The sequence below is a fragment of the Rhodococcus sp. DMF-1 genome, from assembly GCF_021441945.1.
GTDB lineage: Bacteria > Actinomycetota > Actinomycetes > Mycobacteriales > Mycobacteriaceae > Rhodococcus > Rhodococcus ruber.
In genome coordinates, this window is sequence record NZ_CP090442.1 from 2774290 (window position 1) to 2788714 (window position 14425).

Annotated in this window: 10 protein-coding genes and 4 pseudogenes; 8 read left to right on the forward strand and 6 right to left on the reverse strand. The window is 68.6% G+C overall.

Translation table 11 applies throughout. The features are described from left to right. From LZP97_RS27275 to LZP97_RS12505, 3 genes and pseudogenes are all read right to left on the reverse strand, one after another. Positions 1-135, reverse strand: a complete 135-nt coding sequence (locus LZP97_RS27275) for a hypothetical protein (RefSeq protein ID WP_267966394.1) — start codon at positions 133-135, stop codon at positions 1-3. Between the two features lie 137 nt (positions 136-272). Then, positions 273-1519: pseudogene (locus tag LZP97_RS12500) on the reverse strand (IS3 family transposase); the annotation flags it as partial. A 38-nt stretch (positions 1520-1557) separates the two neighbouring features. Next, positions 1558-2049, reverse strand: coding sequence for a LysR family transcriptional regulator (locus tag LZP97_RS12505; protein WP_234575046.1), 492 nt, complete (start codon positions 2047-2049; stop codon positions 1558-1560). Between the two features lie 412 nt (positions 2050-2461). Here LZP97_RS12505 and LZP97_RS12510 point away from each other — a divergent pair, with 412 nt between their 5' ends. The 6 genes and pseudogenes from LZP97_RS12510 (at position 2462) to LZP97_RS12535 (ending at position 8595) form a co-directional block, all read left to right on the forward strand. Continuing rightward, positions 2462-3706, forward strand: coding sequence for an SfnB family sulfur acquisition oxidoreductase (locus LZP97_RS12510; RefSeq protein WP_048773938.1), 1245 nt, complete (start codon positions 2462-2464; stop codon positions 3704-3706). Between the two features lie 43 nt (positions 3707-3749). Next, positions 3750-4604: pseudogene (locus LZP97_RS12515) on the forward strand (LLM class flavin-dependent oxidoreductase); the annotation flags it as partial. Positions 4605-4651: 47 nt separating this feature from the next. Next, a pseudogene (locus LZP97_RS12520) lies at positions 4652-5459 on the forward strand (IS5 family transposase). A 624-nt stretch (positions 5460-6083) separates the two neighbouring features. Continuing rightward, positions 6084-7178 (forward strand): annotated as a pseudogene (locus LZP97_RS12525) (IS1634 family transposase); the annotation flags it as partial. A 53-nt stretch (positions 7179-7231) separates the two neighbouring features. Beyond that, positions 7232-7585, forward strand: a complete 354-nt coding sequence (locus LZP97_RS12530) for a GntR family transcriptional regulator (RefSeq protein WP_010591941.1) — start codon at positions 7232-7234, stop codon at positions 7583-7585. Then, on the forward strand, positions 7582-8595 hold the full coding sequence (locus tag LZP97_RS12535) for a DUF1648 domain-containing protein (protein WP_017679987.1): 1014 nt from the start codon (positions 7582-7584) through the stop codon (positions 8593-8595). Before LZP97_RS12530 ends, LZP97_RS12535 begins: the two co-directional genes overlap by 4 nt. Positions 8596-8662: 67 nt before the next feature. Here the strand turns inward: LZP97_RS12535 and LZP97_RS12540 are convergent, their stop codons facing one another. Continuing rightward, on the reverse strand, positions 8663-10231 hold the full coding sequence (locus tag LZP97_RS12540; RefSeq protein ID WP_048773941.1) for an HD domain-containing phosphohydrolase: 1569 nt from the start codon (positions 10229-10231) through the stop codon (positions 8663-8665). Between the two features lie 126 nt (positions 10232-10357). Here LZP97_RS12540 and LZP97_RS12545 point away from each other — a divergent pair, with 126 nt between their 5' ends. Together LZP97_RS12545 and LZP97_RS12550 are read left to right on the forward strand one after the other, a co-directional pair. Then, positions 10358-11089: a hypothetical protein gene (locus LZP97_RS12545; RefSeq protein ID WP_048773943.1), complete on the forward strand. Its 732-nt coding sequence runs from the start codon at positions 10358-10360 to the stop codon at positions 11087-11089. 75 nt (positions 11090-11164) lie between these two features. Then, positions 11165-11572, forward strand: coding sequence for a hypothetical protein (locus LZP97_RS12550; RefSeq protein WP_228287072.1), 408 nt, complete (start codon positions 11165-11167; stop codon positions 11570-11572). Positions 11573-11629: 57 nt separating this feature from the next. Here the strand turns inward: LZP97_RS12550 and LZP97_RS12555 are convergent, their stop codons facing one another. Both LZP97_RS12555 and LZP97_RS12560 read right to left on the reverse strand, forming a co-directional pair. Next, entirely contained in the window at positions 11630-13600 is a 1971-nt protein-coding gene (locus LZP97_RS12555) for a mycofactocin system FadH/OYE family oxidoreductase 2 (RefSeq protein WP_048773944.1), read from the reverse strand. Next, positions 13597-14409, reverse strand: coding sequence for a mycofactocin-coupled SDR family oxidoreductase (locus tag LZP97_RS12560; RefSeq protein WP_017679990.1), 813 nt, complete (start codon positions 14407-14409; stop codon positions 13597-13599). The genes LZP97_RS12555 and LZP97_RS12560 overlap by 4 nt, the downstream gene beginning before the upstream one ends. Between the last annotated feature and the right edge of the window lie 16 nt (positions 14410-14425).

The window sequence follows — 14425 nt, forward strand, 5'->3', positions numbered from 1 at the left end:
TCAGGCGGCTGCCGTTTCGTCCTCCACTGTGGTCTCGGGATGGTCGGCTGGCCGGTTGATGTAGACGGTGTCGGGTAGGTCGAGGATCTTCGGCGCCGCCGCGGTGCCGAACTGCGTCTGCTGTCCGAGGCCCACTCTGATGCTCGGGCGCGGGCGGACATTGGGTTCCTTACATATCCATCGTTGACCGCCTCCACTAGCTGTATGAGGGCATGACGTTGGTGACACCGGCATGGCCTCACACAGTTGATATGTAGGGAAGCTTGTCAAGCGGCCAGGCCGAAGTGGACGTCGGCGGGCGTGTGCAACCCGATTCCGGTGTGGCGGTGCTCGTGGTTGTACCAGTCGGTGAACTCGATCATGAATTCCCTTGCTTGACTGAGGGATCCGAACCGTTCGGGGAAACGATGCCCGTACTTGAGGGTTTTGAACATCGATTCGGAGTACGGGTTGTCGTTCGAGACCCGCGGCCGCGAATGCGAACGGGTGACCTCGAGATCAGCCAGCAACGTGGCGACGGACTTGCTGGTCATCGACGTACCACGGTCAGCGTGCACGACCTGCGGAATCCCGTGTACGGCGAAGATCTGCTCCATCAACTCCCGCGCCAGCAGACCCGATTCGTGAGCGTGAACATGGACTCCGACGATGTACCGCGAGTAGATGTCGATCATCACGTACGCATCGAAGTAGCGGCCCTTCTCCGGCCCGGCAAGCTTCGTGATGTCCCACGAGTACACCTGCCGCGGCGCGGTCGCGACCAACTCCGGGCAGGTCCTCGCCGGATGCCTCGCGAGCCGGCGACGCTCGCTGACCTGCGCATTCTCGCGCAACACGCGGTACATCGTGGACACCGAACACAGGTAGATGCCCTCGTCGAGCAGTTGCGCATACACCTCGAGCGGAGCCTGATCGACGAACCGATCACTATTGAGCACATCGAGGATCTGCTGCCGCTCGAGGGCGGTGAGTTTGTTCGCCGGCTCGGTCGCGGGCCCGTGGGCGACGTCGAGTGTCGGCGCGGAGGCTGCGGTGCGCCGCCGGACTGCGGTCGAACGCACCACACCGGTCAGCGTGCTGGCCGTCCTCGTCGACACCCCAGCTTCGGCCAGCTCGGTCCACGCTACGGTCAGCGCTTGTTCGGCTTGTCGTCGAAATCCGCTCTCTCGGAGAGAGATTCCAAGAGAGCGTGAGCTTTTCCCATGATGTCCAGTGCGGCCTCGGTGGTGGTCAGTCTCTTGTTTGCGCGGGCGAGCTCCTGCTTGAGTCGGGCGATCTCGGCCTGCTCGGCGGTGAGTTTGCCGATCTTCGTGCCGGGTTGCTTGCCGTCGAGCACGCCGGCGTCGCGTTGTTTGCGCCACTCGCTGATCAGCGACGAGTACAGGCCTTCACGGCGCAGGTATGCCCCGCCTTCGTTCGTCTCGCAGGCCTGTTCGTACGCGTCCAGGTGGGAGAGCTTGTCGGCGGGGCTGAACACGCGCCGGCGGGGTCCGTCGGCTCGGGGGTGAGTGGAGACCATGCGGTCATTGTCCTCGACCGCTGTAGGGGTGGACATCGTCATCGTTGGGTTGATCCGTATCTCGCCCTGCAGGCGGGGTTGCTGTGAACCAGTGGACTCAACTCATGCTGACACGCAGGGTCGGCCAGGCCCTGGTGGATCTCGCTCTGTTGGGCGTTGATGACCTCGACCCCGCCGGAGCCGTGCCGGACGCGCAAGTCGAGCAACGCTGGGACGAGCAGGGTCGACGAGGCTGTATTGACCGTGCCGATGCGGATCTCTCGCATCCGCACCCCCTGGTCGCCGGCCGCCTGCCGGAGCCTGCCGACGGCCTCGATGACATCGGTCATATTCTGGAGCAGTTCGAGACCCTCCCTGCTGATACGTGAGCCGGTTCGTCGCCGATCGAGCAGTGTGGTGCCGAGTTCCTTCTCGAGCCTCGTGATCGCCTCGCTCAGTGCCGGCTGGGAGATGTTCATAGCCTCGCTCGCGCGACGCAGCGACCCGTGGGCGGTGACGGCCGCGATGTACTCAAGTTGTTCGATGCGCATCGGGGTCTCCTGCGGTTGTGCCGAGTCCGTGCGCCCTGATCGGCAAGACCTGCCGTCGGGATCCTTCGGTGCGACATCTACTTTTGTGCTTAAAGTCTACTGAAGAAGTATGAAATACAGTGGCAGTGCGTTTCTCGCGCCGCAACATACGTCCCAGTCTGTGCGGATGCCCCGTGGGTTCTCGATTCGAGTGTCCGGAAAGACTGACGGATGGCGATAGCCATGACCTGTCACCCCCTCCGTAATTCCTGGCGCACAAATGGTGGTGGCATCCCGGGGCTTCAAGTAGCTTTCTCCATTGGTTAACAGACGCAAGTTTTCAATCAAGGAGTTTCGATGAGCCCCGCCGTCGGAGGGCACTCACTGCCAGCGCGCCCACAGTTCACTCACGGCGCGCCAAGGCGGAGGACGCATGGCCGCCGTCGCTGACTTGGCAATCACCAGCCCGAGGCTCAGCGGTGCGCAAGCCGTCGCGGTCGCCCACACCCTGGCGGCGGGCTTTGCGGAGACCTCCGCCCGGCGCGATGCCGAGCGACTACTGCCTGGGCCCGAGCTCGACCAGCTCGCCGAGTCCGGGCTGCTCGCGATCACCGTTCCCCGAGAGTACGGCGGCTCGGAGCTGCCCGCGGCTATGGTGGCTGAGGTTTTCCGGATCCTGGCAAGCGGAGACCCGAGCATCGCGCAGATCCCCCACAGCCATTTCGTCTACGTCAACGCGATGCGTGAGCAGGGAACCCCGGCCCAACAGGAGTTCTTCTTCCGCGAAGTGCTCGACGGGAAGCGCTTTGGCAACGCCCAATCGGAGATCGGCACCAAGCATGTTCGAGACATCCGGACGACACTCACCCCTGATCCTGCAGCGGTGGAGACGTCGGCGGAGCAAGCCTCAAGTCCACAAATTTGGCGCCTCAACGGAATCAAGGGCTATGCCACCGGCGCTCTCTTCGCCGACTGGATCCCGGTCCTCACCCACCTCGACGTCGACGGACCGCTCCACGTCGCCTGGGTCGAGCGCACAGCGCCTGGCGTCACGGTGATCGACGACTGGAACGGCATGGGCCAACGCACCACCGCGGCCGGCACGGTTGAGCTGATCGACGTCCAGGTGACCGCCGATCGGATCACGCCCTACCATCTGACCTTCGACCGCCCCCAGACCTACGGTGCGTTCGCGCAGTTGCTGCACTCGGCGCTCGATGTCGGGATCGCCCGGGCGGCGGTCGATGAAGCGGCGCAGTTCGTGCGAACCAAGAGCAGGCCGTTTCCCGACGCCGGTGTCGATCGCGCAGCGGACGACCCGCTCATTGTGCAGGCGTTGGGGCAGATGGAGGTCGCCGTACGCGGGGCGGAGGCATTGCTCCGCGAAGCCGGGGCAGCCGTCGACGCCGCAAATGCCGATCTCACCGCTGATACGGCCGGTGCCGCGAGCCTTGCGGTCGCCGCGAGCCGCGCGTCGTCGACTGCCGTCTCGGTCGAGGTCGCCAGTCGCCTCTTCGAGGTGTGTGGCACCCGCTCGGCCCTCGACTCTCTCAACCTCAATCGGCACTGGCGTAATGCGCGTACGCACACGCTCCATGATCCTGCGGCGTGGAAGGTGCAGCACCTCGGCCGCTGGGTCGTGGACCGCACGCTACCGCCCAATCATGGACAACTATGAGTGGTTTCGAGGCGTCACTCCCCGAACTGATTAGGACATTGACATGAAGTTCCACTGGTTTCTACCCACCAACGGCGGCGACGGTCGACACGTTGTCAGTGGCGGCCACGGAGTCGAGCACGGCACGGCCGGCCGGCCGGCATCGGTTGCCTACCTCGGTCAAGTCGCCCGCAGTGCGGAGCAGCTCGGCTTCGAGGCCGCGCTGACACCCACTGGCGCCTGGTGTGAGGATGCCTGGCTGGCCACAGCGATGCTCGCGCCGCTCTCGGAGCGGCTCAAGTTCCTGGTCGCCTTCCGACCGGGCATGACATCGCCAACGCTGGCCGCGCAGATGTCTGCGACGTTCCAGAACTTGTCAGGCGGCCGGCTGCTTCTCAACGTGGTGACCGGCGGTGAGAGCCACGAACAACGGGCCTATGGCGACTTCGCCGACAAGGAGGGGCGCTACCGCCGCTGCGACGAATTCCTCGAGATCGTCACCCGGCTGTGGGCCGGAGAGACCGTGACCTTCGACGGTGAGTTCCTCAAGGTCGAGGGTGCAGCACTGCAGCAGATCCCCAACCCGATTCCGGAGATCTACTTCGGCGGCTCCTCGTCTGCGGCCGGTGACGTGGCAGCCAAGCACGCCGACGTCTACCTCACGTGGGGCGAGCCCCCGAATGCCGTGGCAAAGAAGATCGCCTGGATCCGCGAGCTCGCCGAGAAGCAGGGCCGCCAGATGAAATTCGGCATCCGGATGCACACCATCACCCGTGATACCTCCGAGGAGGCGTGGCGCGAGGCCGATCGTCTGCTCGAGGGCATCGACGATGACACCATCGAGCAGGTTCAGGAGGGCCTCAAGAGGTCCGAGTCGGTTGGCCAACAGAACATGCTGGCACTCAACAACGGCAATAAGAGCGTGTCTCACGTGGATGAAGTGGGTTGTGATGCATGATGTAGTTCGTGGTTGACGAGTTGTCTATCCGGTTGGTGCCGGATGCGTTGTGGGAGATCGCCGAACCGCTGATTCCGGCCTTCGCCCCCCGACCGCAGGGTGGTGGCAGTGCGCCGGTCGACGACCGGGCGGTGTTCACCGCAATCGTGTTCGTATTGACCAGCGGCTGCGCCTGGCGGCACCTGCCGCCGTCGTTCGGGGTCAGCGTCCCGACCGCGCATCGCCGCTTCACGGCCTGGGTACGCGCGGGGTGTTCGAGAAACTGCACCGCGAGGTGCTCGATCGACTCGGCGGCTCGGGTGAGCTGGACTGGTCGGCAGCGATCCTGGACGCCGCGAGTGTCCGGGCGAAAAGGGGGGATCTTTGACCGGGCCCAGCCCGGTCGATCGCGGCAAGAAAGGATCGAAGATCCACGTCCTGTCCGAGGCCGAGGGAATTCCGCTGGTTGTCGGCGTCTCTGCAGCGAACACCCACGACAGCACCATGCTGCGGCCGCTGGTCGAGGCCATTCCCGCGGTCAGGTCCCGTCGTGGGCCGCGACGACGCAAACCGGGTCGCCTGCGCGCCGACAAAGGTTACGACTCCGCCGCTCACCGTTGCTGGTTGCGGGAGCGCCGGATCGTCCCGCGGATCGCTCGTCGCGGCATCGAACGCAACGACCGCCTCGGCCGGCACCGATGGAAGATCGAACGCACCCTCGCCTGGCTCACCGGCTACCGCAGGCTCACAATCCGCTACGAACGCCACGCCGAGCACTTCACCGGCTTCCTGCAACTCGCCGCGGCGCTCACCTGCTTCAAGAAGCTCTCCACATGAGACATGCTCTAAGTGTCCCGCTTCGAACCTGACCCGGCCGAGAATGCCCTGTTCAGCGGACCAGATCTGCAGTGGAAGTCGTGGTCAGCACGATTGAACGCAATGATCGAGGTTCGCGGTGGTGGCCGCAGCTGCATGGCCAACTCCGAGATGACGAGGGCGGTGTGGTCCTGAACGCAGCGGGCGACCGCCACCCTATGAGCATGGTGGGCAGGCCTGGCTCGGCGAGCCGGGTGGACCGTTGTCGATGCCCGCCGGCCGGCGCTCCGGTGTGCGGAACGACTGCCTGTAGCCGCACCAACGACATGTCTATCGGTGAAAAAGTCACCACCCCAACGGAAATAAGAGGTCGAATCGCTAAGGATCTCGGCGGCCAGAGTGTCGACGCTGAACTCAGTCCCGAATCTTCGACAGTGGTGAGATCCGAGGCCCAGGGCATGTCGACAACTGCTGACTCCCCGCCGTCCAGGTCGTCACGACCAGCATCGAGGCCAGGGGTCGGAAGCGAATTCCACCGCCCGAACCGACGGCGTTAGTGTCCCAAACCGCCTCCGCGACGTCGCGAATGCGCAGGTAGCAGGCATGAACGATTTCCTACCCGCCAGTAATGTCCTAACTCGGGAGCATGCCGCCACCGCGGGGGATCTGAACCTGCTGCTCTACGACGTCACGACCTTGTATTTCGAAGCGGAGAAGGAAGACGAGCTCCGTAAGGTCGGCTACTCCAAGGAGCGGCGGGTGGACCCGCAGATCGTCGTCGGGCTGCTCGTCGATCGCACCGGATTCCCCTTGGAGATCGGATGTTTCGAAGGAAACCACGCCGAGACCCGCACCATCGTGCCCATCGTGCGCCAGTTCCAGGTCCGCCACAATATCGAGGGGGTGGAGATGGTCATCGCCGCCGACGCCGGGATGTTGTCGGCGACGAATCTCAAGGATCTCGATGCCGCCGGGCTGAAGTTCATCGTCGGTTCGCGGGTGACGAAGGCGCCGGCGGATCTGGCCAGTCATTTCCACTGGAACGGGGACGTGTTCACCGACGGGCAAATCATCGACACCGTCACCTCACGGCACGCCAAGAGCACGGTCAACGACCTCACCCGTCGCGGCGAGCCGGTGTGGGCGCCGGCCGACACGTCGGCGTGGCGGACGATCTGGGCGTACTCGACCAAGCGTGCCATGCGGGACAACCAGACGCTGAACGCGCAGGAAGCCCGGGCCCGGGGGGTCGTCGACGGCACCCGTGCTGCTAGAGCACCGCGGTTCGTCAAGAGCACCGCGAAGGGCAAATCCCTCGATACCGATGCTCTGGCCCGGGCGCGTTCCCTGATCGGTCTGAAAGGCTACGTGACGAACCTGCCTGTCTCGCTGATGAATCCACAGGAAGTCATGGCGAAGTATCACGATCTGTGGCAGGTCGAGCAGTCGTTTCGGATGTCGAAGACCGACCTGCGGGCCCGCCCGATCTTCAGTCACACCCGCGATTCCATCGAGGCGCACCTGACCATCGTGTTCGCCGCGTTGGCGATCTCACGCTATCTGCAGGACGCGACCGGGATGTCGATCCGGAAGATCGTGCGGACCCTGCGTCCCTTGCAGGAAGTCACCATCACGATCGCCGGCCACGAGCACACCGCCTTCGATCCGCTCACCGACGACGCCGTGCACATCCTCGATTCCCTCGGCATCGCGAATCCCCGGTCAGGGTTGGCACACTAATCTGGTGCAACTCGGGCTTGTTCTAATTCAAATAGAACAATATGCTGGGTCCCGTGCTAATTCGACTGGACCCGAACTCGCCGGACCCGCTGTTCGTGCAGCTGGCTGCGGCCGTGCGCGGCGCGGTGGCCCGCGGCGAGGTCCGAGCCGGCGAGCGCCTTCCCGGTGCACGCGACCTGGCCGCCTCGCTCGGCCTCAACGTGCACACCGTGCTGCGGGGCTATCAGCAGCTGCGCGACGAAGGCCTGGTGGAGCTGCGTCGCGGACGCGGTGCGGTCGTCACCGATCGCGCCGAAACCGGCTATGCCGCCGTTCATTCCGCCGTCGCTGAGGTCGTCGCGCACGCCAAGCGCGTCGGGCTGAGCGCCGACGGCCTCGTCGACCTGATCAGAGCGGAGTACAGATGACAGACGATCCCGGCACCGGCGGGCGCCCCGCCGGCCGTATCCTCCTCGGTTCCACGGTCGCCCCGCTGGGGGTCGCCGCCGCCGGCGCGCTCGTGCTCCGGAACTGGCGTGCGCAACTGCCGGATCCGATCGCGACGCACTGGAACCTCGACGGCACCGCGGACGGATTCGCCGGACTCCCCGCAACCATCGCGCTGGTGCTGGGATTCGGTGCGCTGTTCGCCGCCCTCGGTTTCGGTCTCGCCCGGGCTGCCGCCGCCGACCCCGCCCTCACCCGCGCGGTCGCCGCGACCGTCACCGGCACCGTCGCGTTCGTGACCACCCTGATCGTGCTGGCGACCGGCTCGCAACGGGGTCTCGCCGACGCCACCGCAGCCGCACCGCCGGGGACGTCGCTCCTCGCCGCACTCGGCGTCGGCCTCGCCCTCGGGGCCGCCGCCGCGGCGATACCACGGTGGTCGCGGGGACCCGCCACTCCCCCGGCCGCGGAGGCACCACGAATTCCGGTCGGCACAGACGAACTCGTGGTGTGGACCCGCTCGGTGGCCACCGGCAACGTCACGACGAGCGCGCTGGTCGCGGCGATCGGCCTCGTCGCCGCGATGGGCGTGCTGACCCGGCTGTGGATCCTGCTGGGCCTGGCCGTGCTGCTCGCGGTGCTGGTGGCTGCGACCTGCTCGATCCGCGTCACCGTCGACGCCCGCGGGGTCACCGTCGCGGGAATGTTCGGGTGGCCGCACCTGCACACTCGGCTCGGTGACATCGCCTCCGCCTCCGTCACCGACGTGGCACCGCTGCGGCACTTCGGTGGCTACGGATACCGCATGGCAGTGTTCGGCCCGCTGCGCGGTGCACGGGGGTTCGTCCTGCGCGGTGGCCCTGCCCTGGTGCTGAACCGGCGCGACGGCGCGCGCACCCTGGTCGTGGTCGACGACGCCGCGACCGCCGCCGGACTCGTCAACAGTCTCGTGGAGCGGAGGGGCGGCGCCAGGACCGACCCGAGCCGCTGAACCCGGCCGGGCGGGAGCACCGCGACACCCGGCCGTGCACCGTTCGTGGCCGTCGTCCGCCCGTGGTTCACCACGCCAGCCCGAGGTCGACGGCGGCCAGGCCGGCCCGCGTGCGGTTGTCCACCCCGAGCTTGACGTAGACGCGCTCGACGTGGTTGCGCGCCGTCTTCTCCGCGATGCACAACTCTGCGGCGATCTGCCGGTTGGAGCGGCCCCGGGCGACGAGCCGCAACACCGCCACCTCCCGGGCGGTCAGTCCGGCCGGCCAGGGCGCGCGTCGCACCTGCCGGTGCCCGGCCGCCGTCAGCACCGCCTCGACGGCCTCGGCGTCGAGGCGGCCGCCGCGGGCCTCTCGCCGCAGGCGCTCCGCCGCGTGATCGGGGGTGAGCGCATCACGATGCGGCCGGGGTTCCCCGAAGCGCTGGTACGTCTCCGCCGCGGCGAGCAGCCGATCGGCGACACTCAGGTCGCGGCCGCGGACGCCGTTGGGATATCCGGAGCCGTCGAGGCGTTCGCGGTTCGTGGTCGCGACGGCGACGACGTCCTCCATGCCGGTGACACGGCTGAGGATCCGCCCGGTCAGGTACGGATACAGCCGGACCCGCTCCCATTCGGTGGCGGTGAGCGGACCGGGCTTCTCCCAGATCCGGTTGGACACCCCCATTCGCCCGAGACCGTGGACGAGACCGGCCCGGTAGAGCACCGCGGTGTCCGTCTCCGGCAGGCCGCGCAGGCGACCCGCCGCCGCCGCGAGTTCGGCGACGGACCGCGAATGGCTCAGCAGGAAAGGGACTTTCAGGTCGACAAAGTCCGCCGTCGCGCGCAGCAGCGCGTCGAGTTCGCCGTCGGCGAGGACGCACTCACGGTCGGGTGCCCGATCCAGTGCCGCCGCCCATGCGTCCCGTTCGAGCAGATCGTGGGTGAACTCGTCCGCACCCTCCCGGAACACCCGTGCCACCCGCGGACAGAACTGGGTCCCGCTGCGCGCTCGGGCGACCTCGACGGCCCGCCACGGCCCGCCGGTTCGCAGATGGACCTCGCAGACCTCCGCCAGGTGCACGATGTGCATCTCGAGCGGGATGTCGTTGCCGCGTACCCCCGCGGGTAGCCCGGCCCCGTCCCATCGTTCGAACGCATAGGCCAGGGCCGCACCCACCTGCCGGTCGAGGCCCACCCGGTCGGACAGCGCTCCCGCCGACGCGCAGTGCGAACCGATCAGTTCGGCCATGCGACGGCGGGCGGTCAGCAGGAACGCGGCGACCTCGAGTCCGCGACGCGGGCCGTCGAGCCCGCGCCCGACGTGACCCGTCAGCATCCGCAGGAACGGCAACCCCGTCATGTCGACCCCGTAGGTGTCGGCGCGGAGTGCGATGTCGTCGCCGAACACCTGCGCCAGTTCGTGCGAGTCGGCGTGGCATCCGATCCAGGCGACGAGGTTCGCGTAGTAGACGACGGCCTGCTGCCGGGCGTCCAGCCCCATGCGCTCGGCGATCCGTCCGGCCAGTACGGCGGAGCGCAGCATGTGCTCCATGGGCTGCCCCAGGCCCAGGTCGATCGCCAGGGACAGCGCTGCGAGCAACTCGGCGCGCCGCGGCCCGTCCCGCGGCGCCGGAGACGACCCGCTCCTGCGCTGCACGGCTCCATTGTCCTCCGCCGCGGGAATCGGGGGCCCGCCCGGGCAAAAGATGAGGCATCGGCCCCATGCCTTCCGGACACGACACGGCGCACGATCGGAACAACCGAAACACCGCAGGAGGACGACATGAAGACCACGCCGCAAGCAGCCGCCGAGGAGCCCCGCGTCCTGGCCGGGGTCGCCGGGGAACGGTTCACCGGATACGCGGTGATCGGTGCACCGTTCGCCAGTGGGCACTGTCTGGCACTGCGCCGGTTCACCGCCGGATCGGTGGGCCCGGCCTTCACCTCGGTCTGGCATCGCGACCCGCACGGCCGGTGGACCGTCTACAGCGATGCCGCGCCGGAGCACGGATGCCCCCGCTACCTCGGCGCCGCCCTCAACCGGACGGTGCGCACCGACGTCGCCGCCGCATGGACCGGCCCGTCCCGGCTGCACATCACGGCCGGCGACGACGTCGCCTGGGACGTAGAGGTGACCTCGTCGCCGTCCACCGCCCTGGCGACCCTGACCGGTCGGCTCCTACCCGACCGCATACGGCACCACCCCGCGGTCCTGGCCGCGGTGGCGCGCCTCGCCGGGCCGGTCCTGGGCGCCGGCCGGATCCGCCTCACCGGGGACGTACCGAACGGACAGTGGTTCCGTGCCGCACCGCGCCGGTTGTGGTCCGTCCGCACCGTCGCCGCGACGGTGGGCGGCGTCGACCTCGGCGACGACGGGCCGCTGCCCGAACAGGAGCGGCTCGGCGATTTCCGGATTCCCCAGCGCGCCCTGTTCGCGACCGTCGACGCGTGGTTCGAACCGTTCGATCCGCAGCGGCACGCGCCGGCGTGCCCGGGCGATGCGCTCACCTGCTGACCCGCGCCGGCACTTGCGCGTGCGATGATCTTGTGGACCATCGAGGGGGTGCCATTGTCTGAAAGCATCGTGCCGGTGACGAGTAGACGAACCACACGGGGGGCGTCCGACGATCCCGTGTACGTGCCGCTGCGCAGCATCTCCGGAGCGGCGACGACGCTGCAGGAGGCGGTGGCGCGGCAGAACGCCACGGACTACTACGAGGTCCGCGCGGCGATGGACGCGGAGTACTACTGGCGCGCCGTGGTGCAGACCTTCCAGATCGCCGACGAGTCGTTCCTGCACGCCTCCCGCGGCACCCAGGACGGTGCCGACATCTCCGCCCACGTGATGGCCCGTGCCGCGGACTGGGTGGCGAAGACGGAACTCGCCGTGGAAGGCACCCGGATGTACGGGGCCCTGGTCGCGTTCACCCAGGGCGTGGGCGACGGGTACGCGGCGGTCGAGTCCTGGGCCGAGGCCACCAAGCGCGCGAGCCGATAGGCCGCTGCGCGGCCCGTGCGCGTTTCCGGTAGCGGTGGCTACCGGAAACGCGCACGGCTAGAAGTGGATCGCGGCGCGCTCGCCCTCGACGATCGCGGCGTCCGCGCGCCGCGGGGTGAGCGCATCACCGATCCGCACGACGTGGAAGGCGCTGTCGCGCAAGGCTGTCCAGAGTTCGTCCACCGGATCCTGATGGGTGGCCACCACCACCCGGTCGACCGTGCGCTGGTGCGCGACGGCGGTCGGGTGGTGCCGCAGCGCCACGTCGAGCCTGCCGTCGCGTTCGGCGACGGCGGTGACGAGCGTGTCGGTCAGCTGTTCGATGCCGAGGGTGTACGCCCGGCGGGTCCAGCCCTCCATGTCGAGGGTCAGCCCGAGGTCCTGGCCGACGATCATCCCGGCCGTGCAGACGGTGACCGCGGCGCCGCGGCCGGCGAGCAACTCCGCCACGGACGTCGCGTGGTGGAAGCCCAGGTCGTCGACGACGAGGACGTCGCCGTGCGGTGACACCCGGTCGTCGAGGACGTCGCGGACGTCGACGACGAGGTCGGTGTCGCCGGCCCAGTCCGGGCGCCGCGGTCGCGCACCGGTCGCGACGACGACCGCGTCGGGATGCGCGTCGCGCACGACCGCGGCGTCGACGTGCACGCCGGTGCGGATCTCCACGCCCGCGCGCCGGCACTCGATCTCGAGACTGCGGACCAGACCGCCGAGCTCGCCGCGGCCCGGCGCGGTTGCGGCCGTGCGGATCTGCCCGCCCAGCACATCCGCGCTCTCACAGAGGGTGACCCGGTGCCCGCGCTGCGCGGCGGTCGCGGCGGCGCGCAGCCCGGCCGGGCCGCCACCGACGACGAGGATCCGCCGGCCGGGCCGGCGAGGATCGGGCAGCGGCTGCGCCTCGCGTCCGGCGCGAGGGTTGGCCACGCAGCCGATCCACCGCCCGAGGCCGACCCGCCCGATGCACTCCTGGTTGCAGGCCAGGCACGGGCGCACCGCCTCGTCGTCGCCGGCGAGGGCTTCGGCGGCGAAGTCGGGATCGGCGATCTGGCCGCGCACGACGCCGACGAGGTCGCAGCGCCCGGCGGCGAGCGCCGCCTCGGCCTGCGCCGGGGTCGTGAAGCGACCGACGCCGACCACCGGCAGGCGCACCCGCCGCCGGATCGCGTCGGGCACGAACAGCGCGTAGCCGTGCGGCGTCGCCATGGACGCCTCGATCAGGTGCAGCGTCTCTGTGGCCACGCCGATCGAGGTGTTGACGTAGTCGACGTGCCCGCTGTCCTCGACCAGGGCGGCGAGCGCGACTGCGTCGTCGAGGGTGATCCCGCCGTCGGTGCCGTCGTGCCCGCTGAGCCGGACCCCCACGACCAGGCCGGGCCCGACGGCCGCGCGCAGCGCCGCGACGACCTCGAGCAGGAACCGTGCCCGGTTCCGGAGCGGGCCGCCGTACCGGTCGGTGCGGCGGTTGGTGCCGGGCGACAGGAACTGCCGCACGATCGACGCCTGCGAGCACTGCAGTTCGACACCGTCGAACCCGCCGGCACGGCAGTGTGCGGCGACGCGGGCATACCCGTCGACGAGCTCGCGGATCTCGTGCTCCTCGACGGCCTTGGGCACCTCCCGGAACAGCGGGTCGGGCACGGCGCTCGGGGCCCACAGCGGCAGACCGGTGTACATGCCGGAGCCCTGGGCGCCGTTGTGGTTGAGCTGCGCGAGGATTCGCCCCCCGTGGCCGTGCACGGCCTCGGTGATGCGCCGGTAGCCGGGCACCACGGCGGGGTCGTAGCCGCGGATGAGCTTCTCGTAGGGCCGGTCCGTCGGATGCACGGTGTGTTCCTCGGAGACGATCAGACCGGCCCCGCCGCGCGCCCGCGCGGCGTAGTAGGCGGCGTGCTGTGCGGTCGGCAGGCCGTCGACGGCGAAGTTGGTCAGGTGCGCGGAGAACACCACCCGGTTGCGCAGCGTGACCGGGCCGAACCGCAGCGGGGCGGCCAGCCGCGGGTACGGTCGGGCGGAGCGGAGCTCGCTCACACCTTCGAGTTCCCCTGGTCGAGGGCCATCTGGCTGCCGGTGATCGTCCTGGCCCGGTCGCTCGCGAGGAACAGCACGGCCTCGGTGATGTCGTCGACGTCGGCGATCGGCTTCTCGGTGAGGATCGGCGCGAAGCTCGGCAACCAGTGCGGGTACTTCTCGAACATCTTCAGCGCACCCTGGTCGGTGCCCATCGGCGTGTTCACGCCGTAGGGGTGGATGGAGTTGACCCGGATGCGGTACTCACCGAGCTCCTTGGCGGCGGTCTGGGTCAGGCCGACGAGGCCGAACTTCGCAGCGGCATAGTTGGCCTGGCCGGGCATGGCCTTCAGACCCGCGACGGAGCTGACGACGACGATCGACCCGCCGTTGCCGGCCTCGATCATGGCGGGCGTGGCGGCCTTGAGGGTCTTGAAGACGCCGGTGAGGTTGATGTCGATCAGTTCCTCGAACTGCTCGTCGGGCATCTCCCAGAAGCGGTTCCAGTTGCAGATGCCCGCGTTGGCGACGACGACGTCGAGACGGCCGAACTGGGCGACGCCCTCGTCGACGACGGCCTGCAGGGTGGCGCTGTCGCGGACGTCGGCGATGCGGGCGTGGATCTTCGCGCCTTCGGCCTCGACGAGCTGGACGGTTTCGTGGAAGTCGGCTTCGGTGACCGGCGCGTACGTGTTGTACGCCGAGACGGGTCCGGCGATGTCGACGCCGATGATCGAGGCGCCCTCCCGCGCGAACCGGATCGCGTGGTTGCGGCCCTGGCCGCGCGCGATACCCGTGATGAACACGACCCTGCCGTCGAACTCGCCCATGTGCCGATCCTTCCGA

Coding starts and splice junctions, on each gene's coding strand:
- LZP97_RS12505 (WP_234575046.1), bottom strand. CDS start 2,049: ATGCGCATCGAACAACTTGAGTACATCGCGGCCGTCACCGCCCACGGG.
- LZP97_RS12510 (WP_048773938.1), top strand. CDS start 2,462: ATGGCCGCCGTCGCTGACTTGGCAATCACCAGCCCGAGGCTCAGCGGT.
- LZP97_RS12535 (WP_017679987.1), top strand. CDS start 7,582: ATGACAGACGATCCCGGCACCGGCGGGCGCCCCGCCGGCCGTATCCTC.
- LZP97_RS12545 (WP_048773943.1), top strand. CDS start 10,358: ATGAAGACCACGCCGCAAGCAGCCGCCGAGGAGCCCCGCGTCCTGGCC.
- LZP97_RS12560 (WP_017679990.1), bottom strand. CDS start 14,409: ATGGGCGAGTTCGACGGCAGGGTCGTGTTCATCACGGGTATCGCGCGC.